The 24959-nt window shown below is 74.2% G+C and carries 6 protein-coding genes (1 of these 6 only partly in view); 3 read left to right on the top strand and 3 right to left on the bottom strand.

Annotated features, from left to right (window positions below; all coding sequences use genetic code 11):
- Positions 1 to 20 precede the first annotated feature (20 nt).
- The gene (locus tag MUY22_RS36320) at positions 21 to 8417 is read right to left on the bottom strand and encodes a type I polyketide synthase (RefSeq protein ID WP_247051692.1); all 8397 of its coding nucleotides are present in this window, start codon (positions 8415 to 8417) and stop codon (positions 21 to 23) included.
- Positions 8418 to 8789: 372 nt separating this feature from the next.
- Here MUY22_RS36320 and MUY22_RS36315 point away from each other — a divergent pair, with 372 nt between their 5' ends.
- Genes MUY22_RS36315 through MUY22_RS36305 form a run of 3 tightly spaced genes read left to right on the top strand, consistent with a single transcriptional unit; the run spans position 8790 to position 11953 of the window.
- Positions 8790 to 10181: a glycosyltransferase gene (locus MUY22_RS36315; protein WP_247051691.1), complete on the top strand. Its 1392-nt coding sequence runs from the start codon at positions 8790 to 8792 to the stop codon at positions 10179 to 10181.
- A gap of 25 nt (positions 10182 to 10206) precedes the next feature.
- Positions 10207 to 11196 (top strand): ATP-binding cassette domain-containing protein, encoded by a 990-nt coding sequence (locus MUY22_RS36310; RefSeq protein ID WP_247051690.1) that lies wholly within the window; start codon positions 10207 to 10209, stop codon positions 11194 to 11196.
- Positions 11186 to 11953: an ABC transporter permease gene (locus MUY22_RS36305; RefSeq protein WP_247051689.1), complete on the top strand. Its 768-nt coding sequence runs from the start codon at positions 11186 to 11188 to the stop codon at positions 11951 to 11953. Before MUY22_RS36310 ends, MUY22_RS36305 begins: the two co-directional genes overlap by 11 nt.
- A 279-nt stretch (positions 11954 to 12232) precedes the next feature.
- Here MUY22_RS36305 and MUY22_RS36300 read toward each other — a convergent pair whose 3' ends face one another.
- Both MUY22_RS36300 and MUY22_RS36295 read right to left on the bottom strand, forming a co-directional pair.
- Entirely contained in the window at positions 12233 to 21925 is a 9693-nt protein-coding gene (locus tag MUY22_RS36300; protein ID WP_371827525.1) for an SDR family NAD(P)-dependent oxidoreductase, read from the bottom strand.
- Positions 21888 to 24959 carry the final stretch of a type I polyketide synthase gene (locus tag MUY22_RS36295; protein WP_247051687.1) on the bottom strand. 22401 nt of this gene lie beyond the right edge of the window, so only the last 3072 of its 25473 coding nucleotides appear in the window; its start codon lies beyond the right edge, outside the window — the gene reads right to left on this strand; its stop codon occupies positions 21888 to 21890. Before MUY22_RS36295 ends, MUY22_RS36300 begins: the two co-directional genes overlap by 38 nt.

The following is a 24959-nucleotide window of genomic DNA, read 5'->3' as shown; positions in this document are numbered from 1 at the left end:
CCCTCGCCCATCGTGGCTGTTCACGAGATCCCGAACTCCTTGCCGAGCAGGTCGAACATTTCGTCGTCCGAGGCCGCCAGGACGACGTCGCCGGCGACGCGGTCGGACCGCATCCCGTCGAGCAGCCCGTGCAGCCGGCGGGTGAGGTCGTCCTTGCGGACGTCGCTGAGCTGGGCGCCCGCCAGCGCCCGTTCCAGCCGGTCCAGTTCTTCGGTGAGCGGATCGGCCGCCGGCCGGTCCGCCGGCACCAGCTCGGTCCGCAGGAACTGCGCGAGCGCGAGCGGCGTCGGGTGGTCGAAGACGATGCCCTGCGCCAGGTTCAGCCCGGTGCGGCGAGCCAGCAGGTTGCGGAACTCGACCGCGCTCAGCGAGTCGAAGCCCAGGCCGCCGAACTTGGCCTCCGGCTCGATCGCGTCGGGCGAGGAGTGCCCGAGGATCATCGCGGCCGCCGTCCGCACCGCGCGGGACAGCGTGCTGACCCGCTCCGGCTCGGACATCGCGGCCAGCTCGTCGACGAGCGAGGTTTCCGCCGCTTCCGGTTCGCGCCGCGCGGCCTCGACGGCGGCGCGGGCGGCCGGGACCCCGTCGAGCAGGTGGGTCATCCGCATCAGCGCCATGCCCGGCGCGTAGCGGCTCCAGTCGATGTCGGCGACGGTCAGCGAGACGTCGCCGCGGCGCAGGGCCTCGCCGAGGGCGAGGAGCGCGCGTCTCGGCGGGAGGGCCGCGGCGCCGCTGCGGCGCATGCGTTCCTGGATCGCCGGGTCGGCGGCCATGCCGACCTCACCCCAGGCGCCCCAGGCGACCGACGTCGCGGCCAGCCCGTCGCGGGCGCGTTGTTCGGCGAGGGCGTCGAGCACGGCGTTGGCGGCGGCGTAACTGCCCTGGCCGGGACCGCCGACAGTGCCGGCGATCGAGGCGAACAGGACGAACATGCTCAGGTCGTGGTCCGCGGTCAGCTCGTGCAGGTTCAGCGCGGCCGCGGTCTTGGGCCGCAGCACGGTCTCGAACCGGCCCGGGTCGACGGCGTCGACCACGCAGTCGTCGAGCACACCGGCGGCGTGCACCACACCACGCAGCGGGAACTCCTCCGGCAGACCCTGGATGAGATCGGCCAGCGCGGCCCTGTCGGACACGTCGCAGGCGGCGACGGTCACGCGGGCACCGGACGCCGTCAGGTCGTCGGCCAGCTCCCGGGCGCCCGGCGCGTCGAGGCCGCGACGGCTGGTGAGGACGATGTGCCCGGCACCTTCGCCGGCGAGCCAGTGCGCGAGCTTGCCGCCCAGCGCGCCGGTACCACCGGTGACGATGACCGTGCCGTCCTTCGGGACGGCGGCCCGGTCCGGCACCGGCGCTCCGGCCGGGGCGGGCACGAGACGGCGGACGTGCGCGCCACCGGGGCGCAGCGCGAGCTGGTCCTCCTCCCCCGCCGCGGCCAGCGTCGCGGGCAGGCGGGTGAGCGCGCGGGGGTCGAAGTCGGCGGGCAGGTCGACGAGACCGCCCCAGCGGCCGGGGTACTCCATCGCGGCGACCCGGCCCAGGCCCCAGACGGCGGCCTGCGCCAGGCTCCCGGCGGCGTCGGCCGGGCCGATCCGGACGGCGCCGGTGGTGACGCACCACAGCGGCGCGTCCACTCCGGCGTCGCCGAGGGCCTGGACGAGCGCGGCCGTCGTCGCGAGCCCGGCGGGCACCGACGGCGTGTCGGCCGCGGGTTCCTCGTCCAGGGCCAGCAACGACAAGACCCCCGCCGGGCGCGGGAAGCTTTCGAGCAGGGCGGTGATCCGGTCGTGGAGGACGTCGCGGTCCGGCGTGTCGACGACCAGCCGGACGGTATCGGCGCCGAGCGCGTCGACGATGACGTCGATCCGCTCGTCGCCGTCGAGGGCGGCGGGCACGGCGACCAGCCAGTCCTCACGGCGCGGCGCGGCGGTGGCCGTCAGGGGCTGCCAGTCGACGCGGTAGCGCCAGCCGTCGGTGATCGTGCGGTCCACGTGTCCCTTGCGGCGTGCGGAAAGCGCGGGCAGGACGCGGGCGAGTTCGTCGGCGTTCGCGTCGAGCTCGGCGGCCAGCCCGGTGAAGTCGGCGCCGTCGAGGGCGGCCCAGAACTCCTCGTCGCCGCCGCTTTCCACCGGCGTCGCGACGGCCGCCGGCTGCGGCCAGAAGCGCTCGCCCGCGAACGGGTACGTCGGCAGGGCGACACCCCGCGCGTCGGCGCCGGCGAAGAACGCGGGCCAGGTGACGTCGACGCCGTCGGCGTGCAGGCGGGCCAGCGCGGTGACGACCGTGGTCTCTTCGTCGCGGCCCGACCGCAGCAGCGGCACGAGCACGGCGTCGTCGAGGATCTCCGCGGCCATGCCGGACAGCACGCCGTCCGGGCCGACCTCGACGAACCGCGTGACGCCGCGGGCGGCGAGGTCGGCGACGGCGTCACCGAACCGGACGGTCTGGCGGACGTGGTCGACCCAGTACTGCGCGGTGGCCAGCAGCTCGCGCTCGGGCCGCCCGGTCACGGCGGACACCATCGCCCGCCGCGGCACACGCAGGTCGAGCCCGGCGACGACCTTGGCGAAGTCGTCCAGCATCGGTTCCATCAGCGGCGAGTGGAAAGCGTGGCTGACGGTGATCCGCCGCGCCTTCTCGAACTGCGCGGCGACGGCTTCAGCGGCCGCTTCGGTCCCGGCGATCACGACGGACGCGGGCCCGTTGACCGCGGCGAGTGAGACGTCCGGGCCGAGCAGCGGCCGCACCTCGTCGGCGCTCGCCCGCAGCGCGATCATCGCGCCGCCCTCCGGCAGCTCCTGCATCAGGCGGGCGCGGGCGGCGACGAGCGTGCACGCGTCTTCCAGGGACAGCACCCCGGCGCCGTGCGCGGCGGCGATCTCGCCGATCGAGTGGCCGGCGAAGTGGTCGGCCCGCACGCCCCAGGACTCGATCAGCCGCAGCAGCGCGACTTCCAGCGCGAAGATCGCGGGCTGCGCCCAGCCGGTCGTGTCGAGCAGCGCCGCGTCGTCACCGAAGACGACGTCACGCAGAGGTCCGTCGAACTGCGCGCAGACTTCGTCGAAGGCGTCGCGGAAGACCGGGAAGCGGGTGTGCAGGTCGCGGCCCATGCCGAGCCGCTGCGAGCCCTGCCCGGTGAACAGCAACGCGAGGCCGCCGTCGCGGGCCGTGCCCTCGACGACGTTCCCGGCCTCGTCCCCGGCGGCCAGCGCGGCCAAACCGGAGCGCAGCGCGGCCGGGTCGGCGCCGACGACGACCGCGCGGTGGGCCAGCGCGGCGCGTCGGGTCGCGAGGGCGAGCCCGGTGGCGGCGACCGGCGTGGTCTCCGCGTCGATCAGCCGGGCGGCCTGCGCCTGGAGCGCGGAGCGGCTCGCCGCGGACAGCAGCCACGGGACGACCGCGGGTTCCGGATCCGGCTTCCGCGCCGGGGCGGCCGGGGCCTGTTCCAGGACGACGTGCGCGTTCGTCCCGCTGACGCCGAAGGCGGAGACGCCGGCGCGACGCGGGCGTTCGGCCGCTGGCCACGGTGTCGGCTCGGTGACCAGCTCGATGGCGCCGGTCGTCCAGTCCACATGGGACGAAGGCGCGTCGACGTGCAGGGTCGGCGGCACGACGCCGTGGCGCATCGCCTGGACCATCTTGATGATCCCGCCGACCCCGGCGGCCGCCTGCGTGTGGCCGATGTTGGACTTGAACGACCCGAGCAGCAAGGGGTTCTCGCGGTCCTGACCGTAGGTGGCCAGCAGCGCCTGCGCCTCGATCGGGTCACCCAGCGTGGTGCCGGTGCCGTGCGCCTCGACGACGTCGACGTCCGATGTGGACAGTCCGGCGTCCGCCAGTGCGGCGCGGATCACCCGGCGCTGGGACGGGCCGTTGGGCGCGGTGATGCCGTTGGACGCGCCGTCGGAGTTGACCGCCGAGCCGCGCACCACGGCGAGGACCTCGTGGCCGTTGCGGCGGGCGTCGGAGAGGCGTTCGACGACCAGCATGCCGACACCTTCGGCCCAGCCGGTGCCGTCGGCCGCGTCGGCGAACGCCTTGCAGCGCCCGTCCGGGGCGAGGCCGCCCTGCTGGCTGGTGCCGAGGAAGTAGTTGGCGCTGGACATCACGAGCACGCCGCCGACGATGGCGAGCGAGCACTCGCCGCCCCGCAGCGCCTGGCTCGCGAGGTGCAGCGCGACCAGCGACGACGAACAGGCCGTGTCGACGGTCATCGACGGACCTTCGAGGCCGAGCACGTAGGACACCCGGCCGGAGACGGCGCTCGCCGCGTTGCCGAGGCCGGCGTGCGCGCCGACGTCGGCGTCGCTGCCGGCGAGCACGCTCGCGTAGTCCTGGCCGTTGGTGCCGACGAACACGCCGGTCGCGCTGGCGCGCAGGCCGAGCGGGTCGATCCCGGCGTCTTCCAAGGCCTCCCACGACGTCTCGAGCACCTGGCGCTGCTGCGGGTCCATGGCGAGGGCCTCGCGGGGCGAGATGCCGAAGAAGGAGGCGTCGAAGCGGTCGATCTCGTCGAGGAAGCCGCCGTAGGTGGTGGCGGACGCGCCCGCGGCGAGCGTGGCGAGGTCCCAGCCGCGGTCGGCGGGGAACGGGCCGACGGCGTCGTCGCCGTTCGAGACCATCGTCCAGAGGTCGGCCGGGGACCGGACGCCGCCGGGGTAGCGGCAGCTCATGCCGACGATGACGACCGGGTCGTCTCCGCGCGCCCGGGTGCGGCGGACCGGGCCGGTGCGCTCGGCTTCGCCGAAGAGGCCGGCGAGCAGCAGCTGGGCGACGTCGGCCGGGGTGGGGTGGTCGAACACGAGCGTGGCCGGCAGGTCCAGGGTCGTTGCGGCCGTGAGGCGGTTGCGCAGTTCGACCGACATCATCGAGTCGAAGCCGAGGTCGGTGAACGGCTGGCCGGTGCCGACCGCGCCGGTGTCGCCGTGACCGAGCACCGCGGCGACGGTGGTGCGGACCAGGTCTTCGGCCGCGCGGGTGCGGTCGGCCTCGCCGAGGTCGGCCCAGTTCCCGGCCAGGGGGCTGGCGGCGACGCGGGCGACCGGCCCGGCGGCGAGGTCCGACAGGTCGGCCAGGCCGGTGCCGCCGGCGAACTCGACTGCGCCGGCCAGGAACACCGGCCGATCGGCGGAGTCGAGCAGGGCCAGGCTCACGGATGCGTCATCGAGCGGCGCCACCCGCAGCCGCAGCCGGGTCATGCCCTGGGCGTGCAGGGAAACGCCGCGCCAGACCCGGGGTTCCGGGGTGGGCTCGCCGTCGGCGACGCAGGCGCGCAGCGCCTCGGCCAGCAGGAGCGGGTGGAGGTCGAAGTGCCCGTCGAGGGTGTCCGGCAGGGTGATGTCGGTGCGGTACGCGCCTTCGGTGAGCACCGCGGGTTCCGGGCCGGGGCCGGCGGCGAGGGTGCCGGTGGCGTGGTGGGTCCAGTCCGGCACGTCGGTGCCGGCGGGCGCGCTGTGGACGTCGATCGGGCGGCTGCCGTCGGCCTCGGGTGAGCCGACGCGCACCTGCAGGACCAGGGCGTCGGACGGGCCGAGCACCAGCGGCGTGGTGAGCGTCAGCTCGGTGATCTCCGGGCAGCCGAGGTTGCGGGCCGCACGCAGGGCGAGTTCGAGGAAACCCGCGCCGGGGAAGGTGATCCGGCCGTCGTCCAGGTGCGCGGCGAGCCACGGCTGGGTGGCCAGCGAGAGCGTCCCGGTGAGCAGGGACTCGGTCGTCCCGGCGACGTCGAGGGCGGCGCCGAGTAGCGGGTGGCGGACGGCCGCGAGACCGAGCCCGGCGGCGTTGCCGGCGCGGACGGTGAGCGTGGGCCAGTACCGCTCGCGCTGGAACGGGTAGGTGGGCAGGTCGACCAGGCGGGCCCCGGCGAGCACGGCCGTCCAGTCGACTGTCCCGCCGCCGACGTGCAGTGCGGCGAGCCCGGTGACCAGCGCGGTGTCCTCGTCGTGGTCACGGCGGGACAGGGGCACGACGACGGCCGCGTCGACCAGGCCGGACAGCACGGCGTCCGGGCCGACCTCGGCGAACCGCGTCACGCCGGCTTCGGCGAGCCGGGACAGGGCGTCGCCGAAGCGGACGGTGTCGCGGACCTGCCGGACCCAGTACTCCGGGTCGGTGACGTCGCCGGCCGAGACGACCGGAACGCGCGGGGTGGAAAAAGCGAGTTGCGCGACGACCTGGCGGAACTCGTCCAGCATCGGCTCCATCAGGACCGAGTGGAACGCGTGCGAGACGCGCAGGCGGCGGTGCTTGGCGAACTTGGCGGCGACCGCGACGACGGCGTCCTCGACGCCGGAGAGCACGACCGACTCCGGGCCGTTGACGGCGGCGATGTCGACGCCGTCCTCCAGCACCAGCTGAACGTCCACTTCGGACGCGCGCACGGCGACCATCACGCCGCCCTCGGGCAGCGCGCCCATCAGCCGGGCGCGGGCCGCGACCAGCGTGCAGGCGTCGTCGAGGGTCAGGACGCCGGCGACGTGCGCGGCGGCGATCTCGCCGACCGAGTGCCCGGCGACGTGGTCCGGGCGCACGCCCCAGGTGTCGAGGAGCCTCGCCAGCGCGACCTCGAACGCGAAGAGCGCGGGCTGCGCGAACTCCGTCCGGTCGATCCGGTCGTCGCCGAGGGCGTCGCGCAGGTCCGGGAATCGCTCGACGATCTCGTCGAAGGCGGCCGCGAAGGCCGGGTAGACCTCGGCCAGGCGGCGGCCCATGTCGCGGTGCTGCGCGCCCTGGCCGGAGAACAGGAACGCCGTCTCGCCGCGGACCGCGGACGCCGTGGTGACGCCGGGAGCCGCGCCCTTGTCGAGCCAGCCGCGCAGGGCTTCGCGCAGGGTCGCGGAGTCCGGGCCGACGGCGGCCAGGCCGTGTTCGAACCCCGCGCGCGTCACCGCCGACGACAGGGCGACGTCGGCGGCGGGTGTCGTGTGGGTGGTGGCGGCGAGAAGGCGCTCGACCTGGGCTCGCAACGCCGTCTCGGAGCGGGCCGAGGCGAACCACGGCACCGGGCCCGCGGTGGTCGTGGGCTCGACGGTTTCGGGCTCGGGGGCCTGCTCGACGATCGTGTGGGCGTTGGTCCCGCTGACCCCGAACGACGACACCGCCGCGCGGCGCGGGCGGTCGGTCTCGGGCCAGGACACCTGCTCGGTCACCGGGGTGACGGCGCCGGCGGACCAGTCCACCTCGGACGACGGCGTCTCGGCGTGCAGCGTGCGCGGCACTTCGCCGTGGCGGATCGCCATGACCATCTTGATGATCCCGGCGACCCCGGCGGCGGCCTGGGTGTGGCCGAAGTTCGACTTCACCGAGCCCAGCAGCAGCGGCGTCTCGCGGTCCTTGCCGTAGGTCGCGAGCAGCGCCTGGGCCTCGATCGGGTCGCCGAGCTTCGTGCCGGTGCCGTGGGCCTCCACGACGTCGATGTCGTTCGTCGTCAGGCCGGACGCGGCGAGCGCCGAGCGGATCACGCGCTGCTGCGACGGTCCGTTGGGGACGGTCAGGCCGCTGCTGGCGCCGTCGGAGTTCACGGCGGTGCCACGCAGCACGGCGAGCACCGGGTGGCCGTGGCGTTGCGCGTCGGAAAGCCGTTCCAGCACGAGGATGCCGGCGCCTTCGGACCAGCCGACACCGTCGGCGCCGTCGGCGAAGGCCTTGCAGCGGCCGTCCGGCGCGAGGCCGCCCTGCTTGCTGAACTCGGCGAACGCTTCGGGCGTCGCCATGACCGTGACACCACCGGCGAGGGCCAGGGAGCATTCGCCGGAGCGCAGGGACTGCGTCGCCCAGTGCGCGGCGACCAGCGAGGACGAACAGGCGGTGTCGACGGTGACCGAGGCGCCTTCGAACCCGAAGGCGTAGGCGATCCGGCCGGACAGCACCGCGGCGGTGTTGCCGGTGCCGGTGTGCCCTTCGACGGTCTCGCCGGACGCGGCGAGGAGCTTGCCGTAGCTCTGGCCGTTGGTGCCGACGAAGACGCCGGTGCGGCTGCCGCGCAGGCTCGCGGGGACGATCCGGGCGCGTTCGAGGGCCTCCCAGGTGACCTCCAGCAGCACGCGCTGCTGCGGGTCCATGGCGAGGGCCTCGCGCGGGGAGATGCGGAAGAAGCCGGCGTCGAAGCGGTCGGGTTCGTCGACGAAGCCGCCGCGCCAGGCGTCGACGTCACCGAGGCTGACGGTGCTGCGGTCGACGCCGGCGAGCAGCGCGTCCCAGCCGCGGCCCGCGGGCAGCGGCCCGATCGCGTCGGTGCCGGCCGCGACGAGGTCCCACAGCTGCTCCGGCGAGGAGACGCCGCCGGGAAACCGGCAGCCGATCCCGATCACGGCGATCGGCTCGGACGCGGCCGTCTCGAACTCGCGCACGCGCTGCCGGGACCGGTGCAGGTCGGCGGTGACGCGCTTGAGGTAGTCACGAAGCTGGCTCTCGCTAGCCATCCTGGCCTCTCGGTGTCGTCCGGACGGGTCCGGCGGCGCCGGATCCCGGGGCCGGGTCCGGATTCCGCATCGCGTGAGTCAAACCCACCCCACGCCCGCAAACCCTTAGTCTTTCCGGCCGCCCCCGGAGCCCACACCGGCCAACACACGCGCGAGAGCGGCCAACACGCCAACGCTTGGCCCCTCCGGACGCCGTGTCGGCCCTTCCGGGCGCCGTGTTGGCCGCTGCAGACGCCGTGTTGGCCGCTCCCGGCGCCGTGCCGGCCGCTCCCCCAGCGCCGCGGACCGCGCGCAACAGTAGGTAAATCACGGAAACTCCGCTGTTACGGTCGCCCGGTCCGCGCGCTTCCCGTCCGTGAAAGGTGCTCGACCATGAGCCGAGATCGGCGCCCGATCCTCTTCGTCAGCTCGCCGGACAGCGGACTGATCAACCCCCAGCTGGTGCTGGCCGCCGAACTTTCCCGGCGCGACGTTCCCGACCTGTACTTCGCGACGAGCGACAACCGCCGTGACGAGGTCGAGGCGATCGGCAGCGTCGCGTTCCGGTCGCTCGGCGCGCCGATCCCCGAGCTGTCCTCGGGTGCCTGGGACGACGAGACCTACGCGGCCGTCACCCAGCAGTCCCGCTGGAAGGCGCACAAGGCGCTGATGCGCCAGACCTTCGACACCCGCTTCCGCAACGCGACCTACCGCGCGCTCGAGGAGATCGTCCGCGAGGTCGAGCCGGCGCTCATGGTGATCGACTCCCTGCTGCACGCGGGTTTCGAGCTGGCCGTCACCTACGGCATCCCGTACGTCGTCAGCGCGCCGTTCTCGCCGAGCAACCTCGTCAACAAGCTCCCGAAGACCTACCCCGCCCCGCACTCCGGGCTGCCGCAGGACATGACACCCAAGCAGCGCCGGGAGAACAACGCCTTCCGCCGCCGCCGCGGCCGTCTGTTCATCGCGGACTCGCTGCTGCGCAGGCGGGTCGTCGAGTACGTCAAGTCCAACAAGGAGCTGGGCGTGTCGCGGCTGGCCGCGAAGTACACGTCCCGGATCGACCAGGCGAAGCTGGTGTTCAGCTACACCCTGGCCGAGCTCGACTACCCGCTCGAGATCCCGGAGCACTTCCGGATGCTCGGCGCGATCCTGCCGCCGATCCCGGAGCTGCCGGACGAGCAGGACGTCAAGGGCTGGCTCGACCGGCACGAATCCGTGGTGTACATGGGGTTCGGCACGGTCGCCCGGCTGGGTGCGACCGAGGTCGCGAACCTCGTCGAGGTCGTGCGGCGCCTCTACGGCGACCACTCCGTGCTGTGGCGGCTGCCCGCCGCGGCCCACAAGCTCCTGCCCGACGACCTGCCCGCGAACCTGCGGATCGAGAAGTGGCTGCCCTCGCAGCTGGACGTCCTCGCCCACCCGCACGTGCGCGCCCACTTCACCCACGGCGGCGGCAACGGGTTCGTCGAGAGCCTCTACTTCGGCAAGCCGCTGCTGACCCGCCCGCTGTTCGTCGACTGCTACGACCAGGCTGTGCGCGGCCGGGACCTCGGCGTCGGCCTGGTGGTCGACCGGCCCGAGATCGTCGACGTCGACGACACCGTCGCGAAGCTGACCGAAGTGCTGCGGAACCCCGAGTTCACCACCCGGGCCCGGGAAATCGCCCGGCTGCAGCACGAACCCGGCCGCGGCCGCGAAACCGCTGCCGACCTGCTGCTGTCCCTCGTCACCGGCGAGCCGGCCGCGCAGTCACCCACCCCGTCGGCCCGGCTCGCCCGGTGACCGGCCGGCGCACCCGGAGGTATCGATGATCAAGGCCCAGGGGCTGGCCCGGACGTTCACCGCGCAGGGCCGCACGGTCGAGGCGGTGCGCGGCGTCGACCTGGACGTCGGCGCCGGCGAGATCGTGGCGTTCCTCGGCCCGAACGGCGCTGGGAAGACCACGACCATGCGCATGCTGACGACGTTGATCAAGCCGACGGCCGGCACGGCGACCATCGCCGGTGCCGACCTGCTCACCGAACCGACGAGCGTGCGCCGGCACATCGGCTACGTCGCCCAGGGCGGCGGTACGGTCGAGGAGCGCAAGGTCAGCGAGGAACTGGTGCTGCAGGGCCGGTTGTACGGCCTCAACAAGTCCGACGCGCTCGAGCGGGCGCGGGACATCTCGCACCAGCTCGACCTCGACGGCCTGCAGGACCGCCTCACGGTGACGCTCTCGGGCGGCCAGCGGCGCCGGCTCGACCTGGCGCTCGGCATGGTCCACAGCCCGGCGCTGCTGTTCCTCGACGAGCCGACCACCGGTCTCGACCCGCAGAGCCGCGCCCACCTGTGGAGCCACATCCGGCGGCTGCGCGACGAGCAGGGCGTCACGGTGTTCCTCTCGACGCACTACCTCGACGAGGCCGACGCGCTGGCCGACCGGATCCAGATCATCGACAACGGCGTGATCGTCGCCGAGGACACCCCGGACGCGCTGAAGTCGCGGCTGCTCGGCGACGGCGTCGAGGTCACGGTGCCCGAGGAGCTCGCCGACCACGCCGAGCTGGTCGTCGCCGGCCTGGGCTCGGCGGAACGGCTGCGGCGCGACGGCGCGACCCTGCACTTCCAGGTCGCGCACAGCGAGGAGGTCCTGTCGCCGCTGGTCCGGGCGCTGGACCGGGCGGACATCCCGCTGGTCGCGCTGCGCGTCCAGCGGCCGACGCTCGACGACGTGTTCTTCACCCTGACCGGCCGGAGCCTGCGCGAGCCGGCCGCCGCCGGACTCGAACCCGACGGAGTCACCGATGCTGCGTGAAGCGACCCTGATCTACCGCAGCGAACTGGCCGTCACGCTGCGGAACAAGCCGTACCTGATGATGGGCATGATCCAGCCGGTGCTGTACCTGGTGCTGTGCGGGCCGCTCCTGGCCGTGCTGGTGACGCGCGCGCCGGGCACCCCGGCGGGCACGTCGTGGGTGGACCTGACCCCGGCGCTGATCGTCCAGATCGCGGCGACCAACGGCATCTACGGCGGCTACATCCTGCTGAGCAACCTCCGCAACGGCACCCTGGACCGGCTGCGCGTCACCCCGGTCAGCCGGACGTCGCTGAGCCTGGGCAAGGCCCTGCCGTCGGTGACGCTGTCGCTGATCCAGAGCGTGATCATCCTGGTACTGGCGGGCGGCGTCTTCGGCGTCTCGCTGAGCATCGTGGGTGTGCTGCTGGTGCTGGCGATCGCGGCGCTGACGTCGATGACGATCGCCTGCTGCTCGCACGCGATCGTGCTGAAGCTGAAGAACGAGGACGCGTTCTCGTCGCTGGTGAACATCGCGATCCTGCCGCTGACGCTGCTGTCGGGCATCCTGCTCCCGATCACCCCCGACCGCGCCCCGACGTGGCTGTACGTCCTGTCGCGCTTCAACCCGCTCGCGTACATCGTGGACATCAGCCGCGCGAGCTTCCGCGAGACCCTCCCGCTGGTCCCGACCCTGATGGGCGCGGTGGTCATCATCGCGCTGGCGGCGTTGGCCCTGCGCTGGAACACCCGCACGTTCCAGACCGAAACCGCTTAAGCTCCACACGAAAGCCGGGCCGGGGACACGTTCCCCGGCCCGGCTTTTGTCTGTCCGCGCCCGTGATCGGCGCCGGAACCGACGTGATCGGTCCCGTGACTCGCGTGATTGAGGGCGGAACTGACGTGATTGGGGCCGGAACTCGCGAGTTCCGGCCCCAATCACGTGGATTACGGGGCCAGACACGCGAGTTACGCGTCCAGTCACGCGGGTTACGGGTTTCCGCACACGCGAAACGGGGCCGACGGCACTTGCCGGCGGCCCCGTTTCGCGTTGGGGTTAGGAGAGTTCGGAGTCGATCAGGCGGAACAGCTCGCCGTCGCTGGCGGAGTCCAGGGAGTCGAGGAAGCCGTCGCCGCCGGCGTCCAGGCGGTCCAGCAGCGCGCGGAGGCGAGTGGTCAGGGTGGTCATCGCGGCCGGCGGGAGGTCCGGGGTTTCCGCCAGCTGTTCGAAGCGGGTCAGCTCCGACAAGACGCGCTCCGCGGGGTCGGTGTCCTCCGGGCTCAGGAGGTCGCGCAGGTGCTCGGCGAGGGTCCGGGGGTTGGGGTGGTCGAACAGGACCGTCGCCGGGAGGGTGAGGCCCGTCGCGTAGCTGAGGCGGTTGCGCAGCTCCACCACCGTCAGCGAGTCGAAGCCGATCTCGGTGAAACCGACGTCCGGGTCGATCGCCTGCGGGGTGTTGTGGCCCAGCACGCTCGCCGCCAGTTCGCGGACCAGCCCCAGCAGCTCCTTCTGCTGCGCCGCGGGCTCGAGGTCGCCCAGCTGCGGCACGAACGACCGCAGGCCCTCTTCGCTGATCTTGGCCGTGCGGCGGACCTTCGGAACGAGACCGTGCAGCACCGGCGGGACGACGTGACCGCGCAGGATCGCGAGGTCCAGGGCCACCGGGACGATGGTCGCGGTACCGGCGCGAAGAGCCGCGTCGAACAGGGCCAGGCCCTCTTCCGGACGCAGCCGCCGCATGCCGGACTTCTCCAGCCGCTGCGCGTCGACGTCGGCGAGCGTGCCCGCCATGCCGTCCGCCTGGGCCCACGGGCCCCACGCCAGCGACAGCGCCGGCCGCCCCTCGTCACGCCGGAGTTCGGCCAGCGCATCGAGGAACGAGTTGGCCGCCGCGTAGTTGCCCTGGCCGACGCCGCCGAGCAGGCCGCTCGCCGACGAGTACAGGACGAACGCCGACAGGTCGAGGTCGCGGGTCAGGTCGTGCAGGTGCCAGGCGCCGTCCACCTTGGGGCGCAACACCTTCTTCAGCCGCGCCGGGGTCAGCGACCCGACGACGCCGTCGTCGAGCACGCCCGCCGTGTGCACGACCGCCGTCAGCGGGTGGTCGACGGGCACTGACGCGAGCAGGTCCACGACGTCCTCGCGGTCCGACGTGTCGCACGCGGCCACCCGGACGTCGGCGCCGAGTTCCTTCAGCTCCGCCACCAGTTCCGCGGCCCCGGCGGAGCCGAGACCCCGACGGCTGGCGAGCAGCAGGTGCCGGACGCCGTGGGTGGTGACGAGGTGCCGGGCCAGCAGCCGGCCCAGTCCCCCGGTGCCGCCGGTGACGAGCACCGTGCCGTCGCCGAGGTCGAAGTCCGCAGCCGCCGCGGCAGGCGCTCGCACCAGGCGGGCGCGGTGCAGGACGCCGTCCCGCACCGAGATCTGGGTCTCCCCCGACGCCACGACGACGGGCAGCACACCCGCATCCGACGCGCCGAGGTCGGCCAGCAGGAACCGGCCCGGGTTCTCCGACTGCGCGGCCCGGACGAGCCCGTGCACGGCCGCGGCGACCGGGCCGCCGCCGCGGGTGACGAACACCGCCGGGACGCCGTCGAGGCCTTCGGCGGCCAGCAGGAACTGCAGCTGGTCCAGCACGGTCGCGGTCGCGCGGTGCGTGACGGCGGCCAGGTCGTCGCCTTCGGTCACGACCGGGATGACGAGCACCGCGTCGTCGCTCGCCGCGGCCACCAGGCCGGGCAGGTCGGCGTGGGTTTCGGCGTCCGGGAAGCCCGCGGAGTCACCGAGCACGAGCCAGCGGGCCACACGCGGCGACGGCGTTTCGGGCAACGGCGTCCACTCCAGGTGGAACAGCGAGTCGGAACCCGACTCCCGTGGCGCGACAGCGGCTTCGCCGAGCACCACCGTCTCCGCCGACGCGACGAGCGCGCCGGCGGCATCGGTGAGGTCGAGCGCGATCGTGTCCTCGGCCGTCCGCCGGACGTGGACGCGGGCAGCCGCGGCACCGGCGGCGTGCAGCGCGAACCGCGTCCAGCCGGTCGCCGCGCGGGACGTCGAATCCAGCAGTGACACGGCCTGCAGCGCCGCGTCGAGCAACGCCGGGTGGAGCCCGAACTTGGCGGCGTCGTCCTGCCGCTCGGCGGGCAGCGCGATCTCCGCGAACACCTCGTCCGCGGCCAGCCACGCCGTCCGCAGGCCGCGGAAAGCGGCGCCGACGACGTGCCCGCGCTCGGCGAGCCCGTCGTAGAAGTCCTCGAGATCGACCTCGGTCGCGTCCGGCGGCCACGTCGGGTCGACCGCGGGTTCGCCGGCGCCCATCGAGAGCCGGCCGGACGCGGTGCGCGTCCACGACGCCTCGCCGACCCCCTCGGGCCGGGTCCAGATGGTCAGGTCCCGGTCACCCGCGGGGTTCGCGGCGGCGACGACGACCTGGGCGTGCACCCCGCCGACCGGCGGCAGCGTCAACGGCGCCTCGACGGTCAGCTCGGCGACGACGTCGCAGCCGACCTCGTCACCCGCCCGCACGGCGAGTTCGACGAACCCGGCCTCCGGGAACACGATCGTCCCCTCGACGGTGTGGTCGGCCAGCCACGGCTGCACCTGCGGCGACAGCGCGCCGGTGAACAGGAACCCGCCGGACTCCGGCAGCGCGACCCCGGCGCCGAGCAGCGGGTGCTCGGCGGAGTGCAGGCCGGACAGGCGCAGGTCGCCGCCCGCGCCGTGGAAACCCTCGGGCCAGTACCGATCGGCGGCGAAGGGGTAGGTGGGCAGCGCCACCGGGACGCCGCCGCCGAAGAACGCGGCCCAGTCCAGGGGCACGTTCCGGGCGTGCAGGCGGGTCAGGGCCGCCACCAGCGCACGACACTCGTCGGTGCGGACGGCCGCGACGACCTCCCCCGCGTCCTCGGCCAGGCTGTCGGCGGCCATCGCGGCGGCGACGCCGTCCGGGCCGACGTCGAGGAACGTCGTCGCACCGGCCTCGGCGAGCGTCGTGACGGCGTCCGCGAACCGGACGGCCTCGCGCGCCTGACGCACCCAGTACTCCGGCGAGTCCAGCTCGGTCGCGAGAGCGCCGGTGACGCCCGAGACGACCGGGATCGACGGCGCCGCGAACTCCAGCTCCGCCACGACCTTGCCGAACTCGTCCAGAGCGGGCTCGATCAGCGGTGAGTGGAAGGCGTGGGAGACCGACAGCCGCCGCGTCTTCGCGAAGTGCGCACCCAGCGCGAGCACGGCTTCTTCGGTGCCGGAGACGACGACGGACCGCGGGCCGTTGAGGGCGGCGATGGCGACGTCGCCGGTGAGCAGCGGCCGGACCTCGTCCTCGGTCGCCACGAGCGACAGCATCGCGCCGCCGGGCGGCAGGGCCTGCATGAGCCGGCCGCGCGCTGCGACCATCCGGCAGGCGTCGGCCAGGTTCAGCACGCCGGTGACGTGCGCGGCCGCGATCTCGCCGATCGAGTGTCCCGTCACGAAGTCCGCCCGCACGCCCCACGATTCCAGGAGCCGGTAGAGCGCGACCTCGAAGGCGAAGATGGCGGGTTGGGCGTAGCCGGTCTCGTTGAGCAGCTCGGTGTGGTCGCCGTGCAGTACGGAGCGCAGCGGGCGGTCGAGTTCGACGTCGAGGTGGGCGAGCACGGCGTCGAGCGCGTCGGCGAACACCGGGTACGCGGCGGCGAGATCACGGCCCATGCCCGGACGCTGGCTGCCCTGCCCGGCGAACAGGATCGCGAGCTTCCCGCCGGCCGGTCCGGCCGCGGTGGGCGCCCGGGTCCCGCGCGCCAGCACGGTGAGGCCGTCGAGCAGTTCGTCCCGGTCGCCCGCGACGAGACCGGCGCGGTGGTCGAACCGCGCGCGGCCCGCCAGCGCGGCGGCGAGGTCGGCGACGGCGACGTCCGGGTGCTCGGTGACGAACGTGGCCAGCCGCTCGGCCTGCGCCGCGAGCTGGTCGGGCGTGCGAGCCGAGACCACGACGGGCACCGGACCGGCGACCGACGCAGGCGCCGATTCGAGCGCGGTGGCCTGCTCCAGGATCACGTGCGCGTTGGTGCCGCTGACACCGAACGACGACACGCCCGCGCGGCGCGGCCGTCCCGTCTCGGGCCAGTCCTGCCGGTCGGCCAGCAGCGTGACGGCGTCGGGCTGCCAGTCCACTTTGGACGTCGGGGTGTCGAGGTGCAGGGTCTTCGGCAGCACGCCGTGGCGGATGGCCTCGACCATCTTGATCACCCCGGCGACGCCGGCGGCGGACTGCGAGTGGCCGATGTTGGACTTGATCGAGCCGAGCAGCAGCGGCCGTTCGCGGCCCGTGCCGTAGGCGGCGATCAGGGCCTGGGCCTCGATCGGGTCGCCCAGCTGGGTGCCGGTGCCGTGCGCCTCGACGGCGTCGACCTCGGTGCCGGTCAGGCCCGCGTTGGCCAGGGCCTGGCGGATGACGCGCTGCTGCGACGGCCCGTTCGGGGCGGTGAGGCCGTTGGACGCGCCGTCGGAGTTGACCGCAGTCCCGCGCACCACAGCCAAGGGCGTGTGGCCGTTGCGGACGGCGTCGGACAGCCGTTCCAGCAGGAGCAGGCCGGTGCCCTCGGACCAGCCGGTGCCGCCCGCGGCCTCGTCGAACGACCGGCAACGCCCGTCGGCCGCGAGGCCGCCCTGGTAGCTGAACTCGACGAACGCGCTGGGCGTCGCCATCACGGTGACGCCGCCGGCGACGGCCAGGGAGCACTCGCCGGACGCCAGGGCGCGCGCGGCCATGTGCAGCGCGACCAGGGAAGACGAGCACGCGGTGTCGACGGTGACCGAGGGGCCTTCGAGGCCGAACAGGTAGGAGATCCGGCCGGACAGGACGCTGGTGGCGGCGCCGGTGAGCAGGTGCCCGGCCAGCTCCGGCGGCGGTGAGTAGCCGTTGCCGGAGCCGCCGACGTAGACGCCGGTGTCGCTGCCGCGCAGGCTGTCCGAGGCGACGCCGGCGCGTTCGAACAGCTCCCAGGCCGTTTCGAGGAGCTGGCGCTGCTGCGGGTCCATGGCGAGGGCTTCGCGGGGCGAGATGCCGAAGAAGCCGGCGTCGAAGTCGGCGACGCCGTCGACGAACCCGCCTTCCTGGACGTAGGACATGCCGCCGCTGAGGCCGAGCAGGTCCCAGCCGCGGTCGACGGGGAACTCGGTGATCGCGTCGGTGCCGTCGGCGACGAGGCGCCACAGGTCCTCGGGCGAGCGGACGCCGCCCGGGTAGCGGCAGCTCATGCCGACGATGACGATCGGGTCGCCGTCGACGATCCCCGACGCCGCCGGGGCGGCCGCGAGGTCGCCGCCGCCGAGCAGCTCGGTCGCCAGCAGGCGCGCGACGGCGTCCGGGCGCGGGTGGTCGAACACGAGTGTGGAGGGCAGGGTGAGGCCGGTCGCGGCGTTGATCCGGTTCCGCAGCTCCACCGAGGTGAGCGAGTCGAAGCCGAGGTCGCGGAACGGCCGGCGCGCCTCGATGGCGGCGCCACCCGCGTAGCCGAGCAGGCCCGCGACCTGGTCGCGGACGAGGTCGAGCAGCGCGTCTTCGCGTTCGCGCTCGGACAGGCCACGCAGCCGGTCCAGCAGCGCCGACGCGGTCGAGACGGCGTCGGCGGACGGGCCGTCCGCCAGGTCCCGCACCTCGGGCAGCTCGTCGAGGAGCGTGCCCGCGCGGCGGGAGGTCAGGGCCGGGACGAACCGGTCCCACCGGACGTCGGCGAGCACGACGGCGGTGTCGTCGTGGGCGACGGCCTGGCCCAGCGCGAGCAGCGCCTGGTCGGGGTCGAGGGGCGGCAGGCCGCGCGCCCGCAGGAACTCGGCCGTTTCCTCGTCGGCGGCGACGCCGGTGCCGGCCCACGCGCTCCAGGCGATCGACGTCGCGGCCAGGCCGCGGTCGCGGCGGTGGCGGGCCAGGGCGTCGAGGCCGGTGTCGACGGCGGCGCGGTCGCGCTGGCCTTCGGCGCCCCAGATCGCGGACACCGACGAGAACAGCACGAACGCGTCGAGGTCGTGGTCGGCGAGGACGTCGTCGAGCAGGACGGCGGAGTCGTAGGCACCGGCTTCCGCCATGCCGGCGGTGTGCAGCACGGCGGTCAGGGGCCGGTCCGCTGGGACGGTGGCGAGCAGGGCGGTCAGCGCGTCGCGGTCGGCGAGGTCGTCCGGGCCCGCGTGCAGGACGTTGACGTCGGAGAGCCAGCGCGTGACGTGCTCGCCGAACCCTTCGTGGCCACCGGTGACCAGGACGGTCCCGTGCGGGCGCCACGGCTCGGCCGCTCCCCCGGCCGCGGAGCGGACCAGACGGCGGCCGAACAGGCCGGAGGCGCGCACGGCGACCTGGTCTTCAGGCCCACCGACGGCGGCGGCGAATCGCGCCGCGGCCCGAGCGTCGAGCGTCTCGGGCAGGTCGATCAGGCCGCCCCAGGCGCGCGGGAACTCCAGGGCCAGCACCCGCCCGGCGCCCCAGAGCGCGGCGCGGGCGGGGTCGTGGACCGGCTCGGAGCGGCCGACCGACACCGCGCCGCGGGTGACGCACCACAGCGGCACCACGGTCTCGGCGTCGGCCAGTGCCTCGGTGAGCGCGGCCGTCGTCGCGAAGGACGTCCCGTCGAGGTCGAGCAGTGAGATGACTCCGGTGTAGTCCTGGCCCGGCAAGGCTTCGCGCAGGGCCTCGACGGCGTCGGTCTCGACGCGGACCTGGACGGCGTTCAGTGAGTCGAGGGCTTCCGCGATGTCGGCGGGCAGGTCGGCGGGGACGAGCGCGAGCCACCGGCCCGGCGCGGACGTCTCGACCGGCAGCGGCTTCCACGTGATGCGGTAGCGCCAGGCGTCCACAGCGGACTGTTCGCCGCGTCGGCGGCGCCACGACGAGAGCGCGGGCAGGACGCGGGTGAGCGCGTCCTCTTCGACGTCGAGGGTGGTGCTGAGCGCGGCGAAGTCGGCGTCGTCGACCGCCGTCCAGAACTCGGCCTCCGCTGGGTCCGCGACGGCGTCGGCCGAGGCCGGCTCGGGCCAGTAGTACTCGTGCTGGAAGGCGTAGGTCGGCAGCGGGACGATCCGCGCGCCGGTGGCCAGCAGCGCCTTCCAATCCGGGCTGACGCCGCGGACGTGCGCCTCGGCGACCGACGCCAGGAACCGGTCGAGGCCGCCGTTGTCGCGGCGCAGGGTGCCGGTGACGACCGCGCGGGCGTCGGCGGACTCGGCGGTGTCCTGGATCGCGACGGCCAGCACCGGGTGCGAGCTGATCTCGAAGAACACCTGGTACTGCAGGGAAAGCAGCTCACGGACGGCGTCCTCGAAGCGGACCCGCTGACGCAGGTTCCGGTACCAGTAGGACGCGTCCATCTTGGTCGTGTCGAGCCAGTCGCCGTCGACCGTGGAGAAGAACGGGATGTCCGACTGTCGCGGCGAAAGCCCGGCCAGCGCGGTGTGCAGTTCCTGCTCGATCAGCTCGACGTGCGCGGAGTGCGACGCGTAGTCGACGTCGACGCGGCGGACGCGGATCTCGGCCGCCGTCAGCTCGGCGATCAGCTGCTCCCCCGCCTCCGGGTCCCCGGCGACGACGACGGACGACGGGCTGTTGACCACGGCGATCGACAGCTTGCCCTCGTACGGCGTCAGCCGCGCCTCGACGTCGGCGACCGGCAAGGCCACCGAAATCATGCACCCGGCACCGGCCAGCCGGCGGGCGATGGCCTGGCTGCGCAACGCGACGACGCGGGCGGCGTCGGCCAGGCTCAGCGCGCCGGACACGCAGGCGGCCGCGATCTCGCCCTGGGAGTGGCCGGCGACGGCGTCCGGCCGGATGCCGGCGGACTGCCACAGCGCGGCCAGGCCGACCATGACGGCGAACGACGCGGGCTGGATGACGTCGACCCGGTCCAGCTTGGGCGCGTCGTCGTCACCGCGCAGGACGGCGGTCAAGGACCAGTCGACGTGCGCGGACAAGGCTGCTTCGCACTCGGCGATCCGGGCCGCGAACACCGGCGACTCGGCCAGGAGCCGCGCGCCCATGCCGGCCCACTGCGCGCCCTGGCCGGGGAAGACGAAGACGATCTGGCCGTCGACGTCGGCGGCGCCGGTGGTCACGGCCGGGTCCGGGGTGCCGGCCGCGAGCGCGGCGAGGCCCGCACGCGGGTCGTCGGCGACGACCACCGCGCGGTGGTCGAGGGCGGCGCGGGACGCGGCCAGCGACCACGCGAGGTCAGGTGCGTCGAGGTCGCCGTCGCCGAGGTGGTTCAGCAGGCGGGCGGCCTGGGCTTTCAAGGCGGCTTCGGTGCGGCCGGCCAGCACGAACAGGCGGACTCCGGCGGGCGCGGTTTCCCCGGCGGTCGCTTCGGCGGGCTCGGCCTGTTCGAGGATGACGTGGGCGTTGGTACCGCTGATGCCGAACGAGGAGACGGCGGCGCGGCGCGCGCGGTCCACCTCGGGCCAGGCGGTGTTCTCGGTGACGACCTCGACGGCGCCCGCGGTCCAGTCGACCTGGGACGACGGGCCGTCCAGGTTGACCGACTTCGGCACGACGCCGTGGCGCAGCGCCTGGACCATCTTGATCACGCCCGCGACGCCGGCGGCGGCCTGGGTGTGGCCGATGTTCGACTTCACCGAGCCGAGCAGCAGCGGCGTCTCGCGGCCGCGGCCGTAGGTGGCCAGCAGGGCCTGGGCCTCGATCGGGTCACCCAGGGGCGTGCCGGTGCCGTGGCCTTCGACGACGTCCACATCGGACAGTCCGAGCCCGGCGCCGGTCAGCGCCTGGCGGATGACACGCTGCTGCGACGGGCCGTTCGGCGCGGTGATGCCGTTGGACGCGCCGTCCTGGTTGACCGCCGAGCCGCGCAGCACGGCGAGGACTTCGTGGCCGTTGCGGCGCGCGTCCGTCAGGCGTTCCAGCATGATCAGGCCGACGCCCTCGGACCAGCCGACGCCGTCCGCGGCGTCCGCGTAGGACTTGCAGCGGCCGTCGCGGGCGAGGCCGCCCTGCGCGGAGAAGTCGACGAACGAGCCCGGCGTCGCCATGATCGTGACACCGCCGGCGAGGGCCAGGTCGCAGTCGCCAGCGCGCAGCGCCTGCGCGGCCCAGTGCATCGCGACCAGCGACGAGGAGCACGCCGTGTCGATCGTGACAGCGGGGCCTTCGAGGCCCAGGGAGTAGGAGACGCGGCCGGACATGACGCTGCCCGCGGTGCCGACGCCCAGGAAACCGAGGGCCTCTTCGGGGAACTGCGCGCCCTGGCCGTAGTCGTGGTACATCACCCCGGCGAACACGCCGGTTTTGCTTCCCCGCAACGAAAGCGGGTCGACGCCGGCGCGTTCGATGGCCTCCCACGACGTCTCCAGCAGGAGGCGCTGCTGCGGGTCCATCGCCAAGGCCTCACGCGGCGAGATGCCGAACAGGCCGGGGTCGAACTTCCCGGCGCCGTCGACGAAACCGCCTTCGCGGACGTAGGAGCGGCCGCGCTCGTCGCCGAACAGCGAGTCCAGGTCCCAGCCGCGGTCCTCGGGGAACCCGGCGATGCCGTCGCCGCCGGAGAGGACGAGGTCCCAGAGGTCCTCCGGCGACCGCACGCCGCCCGGGTAGCGGCACGCCATCGACACGATCGCGACCGGCTCCTGCTCCGCCGACTCCAGCTCCTCGACGCGCTTGCGCGTCTTGGCGAGGTCGGCGGTGACCCACTTGAGGTATTCGACGAGCTTCTTGTCCTCGGTCATGGCGGCCTCAGCCTTCCTGGTCGAAGGGGGACCCGGGTGCGTCACCGAGCCGGCCCAGTTCGTTGTCGATGAAGGCGAACACCTCGTCGGTGCTGGCCGCGTCGATCCGGTCGGTGACGTCTTCGGGCGCGGCCGCGCCGCCGATCTTCGCCAGGATCCGGCGCAGCCGGGCCGCGACCTCCGCCTGGGCGACGTCGTCGGCCGAGCTGGTGTCCATCAGCTCGTCGAGCCGGTCGAGCTCCGCCGGCAGCGACGTCGCCGCGGCGGGAGCGGGCGCGAGTTCGGTCCGCAGGTGCCGGGCGAGCCCGGCCGGGGTCGGGTAGTCGAAGACGAGCGTCGCGGACAGCGTCAGGCCGGTGGCCGCGGCCAGGCGGTTGCGGAACTCGACGGCGGTCAGCGAGTCGAAGCCGAGTTCGCGGAACTCGAGGCCGCCGTCGATCCGGTCGGCCGGGTGGCCGAGCACGGCCGAGACCTGGGCCCGCACGAGCGTCAGCAGCGTCCGGTCCTGCTCGTTCTCCCGCATCCCGGCGAGCTTCAGCCGCAGGTCGCCGGCCGCGGCCCGGTCGGCTCCGGCGGCGGCGCTGCGCCGTCCCGGACGGCCGATCGGCCGCAGCAGCCAGGGCAGCTCGCCGCGGGTCCGCAGCACCGGCAGGTCGACGAGCACCGGCACAAGCGCCGATTCCGTCGACGCGACGGCACGGTCGAACAGCTCCGCGCCCTGCTCGCGGCCGAGCGGCGGCATCCCGCCGCGGACCATCCGTTCGCGCTCGGCGTCGGTCAGGTCGCCGGTCATGCCGGTGTCCCACGCGCCCCAGGCCAGCGACAGGCCAGACAGACCCCGGTCGCGGCGCAGGTCGGCGAGGGCGTCGAGGAAGGCGTTGGCCGCCGCGTAGTTCGCCTGACCCGGCGTACCGATGGTGCCGGCGACCGAGGAGAACAGGACGAACCCGGCGAGGGGCAGGTCGGCGGTCAGTTCGTGCAGGTGCCAGGCCGCGTCGAGCTTCGGCGCGAACACGGTGTCCAGGCGCTCGGCCGACAGCGAGCCGACGACGCCGTCGTCGACCACCCCGGCGGTGTGCACCACGGCGGTGAGCGGGTGCTCGGCCGGGATGCCCGCCAGCAACGCGGCCACGGCGTCGCGGTCGGCGACGTCGCAGGCTTCGACGCGGACGTCGGCGCCCGTTTCGGAGAGTTCCGCGACCAGCTCGGCGACGCCGTCGGCGGCCGGGCCGCGGCGGCTGGCCAGCAGCAGGTGCCGGGCACCGCCGGTGACGAGGTGCCGGGCGAAGACCCGGCCCAGGCCACCGGTGCCGCCGGTGATGAGCACGGTGCCGTCGGGGTCCCAGGTCGTCTCGGTGGTGTCGAGGGTCGCGCGGGCCAGGCGGGCCACGTTGAGGACGCCGTCACGCAGGACCAGCTGGGGTTCGCCGGTGGCGACCGCGGCACGCAGCGCGTCCGCGTCGGGCTCGTCGACGTCCAGGAGCACGAACCGCCCGGGGTCCTCGGACTGGGCCGAGCGCACCAGGCCCCAGACGGCGGCGGCCGCGACGTCGGTACGGCCCGGGCCGGCGGCACCGCGCGTGACGAACACGACCTTGGTGGCCGAGTCCGTCTGGAGCTGGTCGAGCACCGACGCGGTGAGCGCGTGCGCGGAGGCTCCGGCGTCGGCGTCCCCGGACACCGGGACGGCGACCACTCCGGCACCGGACGCCACGGCGGCGGCCAGGTCGGGGTGCGTGTCGCAGCCCAGGGTTCCGGCCAGGCCGAAGCCGTCGCCGACCACGGCCCAGGTGCTGTCGTCCGGTTCGGGGACCGGGACCGGCAGCCAGTTCAGGCGGAACAGCGGGTCGGCCGCGTCCGGCGCGGTGGCCGCGCGGAGCGTGACGCCGGTGGCCGACAGCACGGGCTTGCCCGCCTCGTCGGCGATGGCCAGGGAGACGGAGTCGCCGCCGGCCGGGGAGATCCGGACGCGGGCGCGGCTCGCGCCGGCCGCGTGCAGCGACACGCCCGTCCAGGCGAACGGCAACCCGGCCGGGGCGCCTTCGCCGAAGCCGATGGCCTGCAGAGCGGCGTCGAGCAACGCCGGGTGCAGCCCGAACCGCGCGGCTTCCTGGCCCTCGGGCAGCGCCAGTTCGGCGAAGACCTCGGCGCCGTCCTGCCAGACGCGGCTGAGGCCCTGGAACGCGGGCCCGTAACCGAATCCGGCTTCGGCCGACGTTTCGTAGAAGCCCGTCAAGTCCACTTCGGACGCTTCGGCGGGCGGCCAGGTCTCGGGCACCGGCTCGGCGGCCACCGCCTGCGGCGACAGCGTGCCGGTCGCGTGGCGGACCCACTCGTCGGTGTCGTCGGCGCGGGAGGAGATCGTCAGCTCACGACGGCCGGACTCGTCCGGCTCCCCCGCGGCCAGCTGCAGGACGACGGCGCCGTCCGGCTCGAGGACCAGCGGCACGGACAGGGTCAGGTCGGCCACCGACGCGCAGCCGACCTCGTCGGCCGCACGCACGGCCAGTTCGAGGAAAGCCGCGCCCGGGAACAGGATCCGGCCGCCGATGACGTGGTCACGCAGCCACGGCTGGGTGGCCGCGGACAGCCGTCCGGAGAACAGGACGCCGAGCGAGTCGGCCAGGGTGACGGTCGCACCGAGCAGCGGGTGGCCCGTCGGTGCGAGGCCGAGGCCGGTGGCGTCGCCCCCGGCGGCCGGCAGCGGCCAGAACCACTCGTGCTGGAACGCGTAGGTCGGCAGCGAGACGCGCTGGGCACCGGCGAAGTAGTCGTTCCAGCCGACGCTGACGCCGGCGACGTGCAGCCGTGCGATCGCCTCGGTGACCGCGGCTGCCTCGTCACGGTCCTTGCGCAGCAACGGGATCACGCTCGCGGACGGCTCGTCCACGGAAGCGGACAGCGTCGCGTCCGGGCCCACCTCGGCGAAGACGGTCACGCCGGCTTCGGTGAGCCGCTCGACCGCGTCGCCGAAGCGCACGGTGTCGCGGATCTGGCTGACCCAGTACTCCGGCGACGTGACGTCCCCGGCCGAGACGACCGGCACGCGCGGCTTCGCGAACTCCAGGTTCGCCACGAC

This window comes from Amycolatopsis sp. WQ 127309 (genome assembly GCF_023023025.1).
Taxonomy (GTDB): Bacteria; Actinomycetota; Actinomycetes; order Mycobacteriales; family Pseudonocardiaceae; genus Amycolatopsis.
This window is presented reverse-complemented; position numbering and strand designations above follow the sequence as displayed.

Excerpts from the sequence above, each read along its gene's own strand:
- MUY22_RS36320 (WP_247051692.1), bottom strand. The coding sequence starts at position 8,417 with ATGGCTAGCGAGAGCCAGCTTCGTGACTACCTCAAGCGCGTCACCGCC.
- MUY22_RS36315 (WP_247051691.1), top strand. The coding sequence starts at position 8,790 with ATGAGCCGAGATCGGCGCCCGATCCTCTTCGTCAGCTCGCCGGACAGC.
- MUY22_RS36310 (WP_247051690.1), top strand. The coding sequence starts at position 10,207 with ATGATCAAGGCCCAGGGGCTGGCCCGGACGTTCACCGCGCAGGGCCGC.
- MUY22_RS36305 (WP_247051689.1), top strand. The coding sequence starts at position 11,186 with ATGCTGCGTGAAGCGACCCTGATCTACCGCAGCGAACTGGCCGTCACG.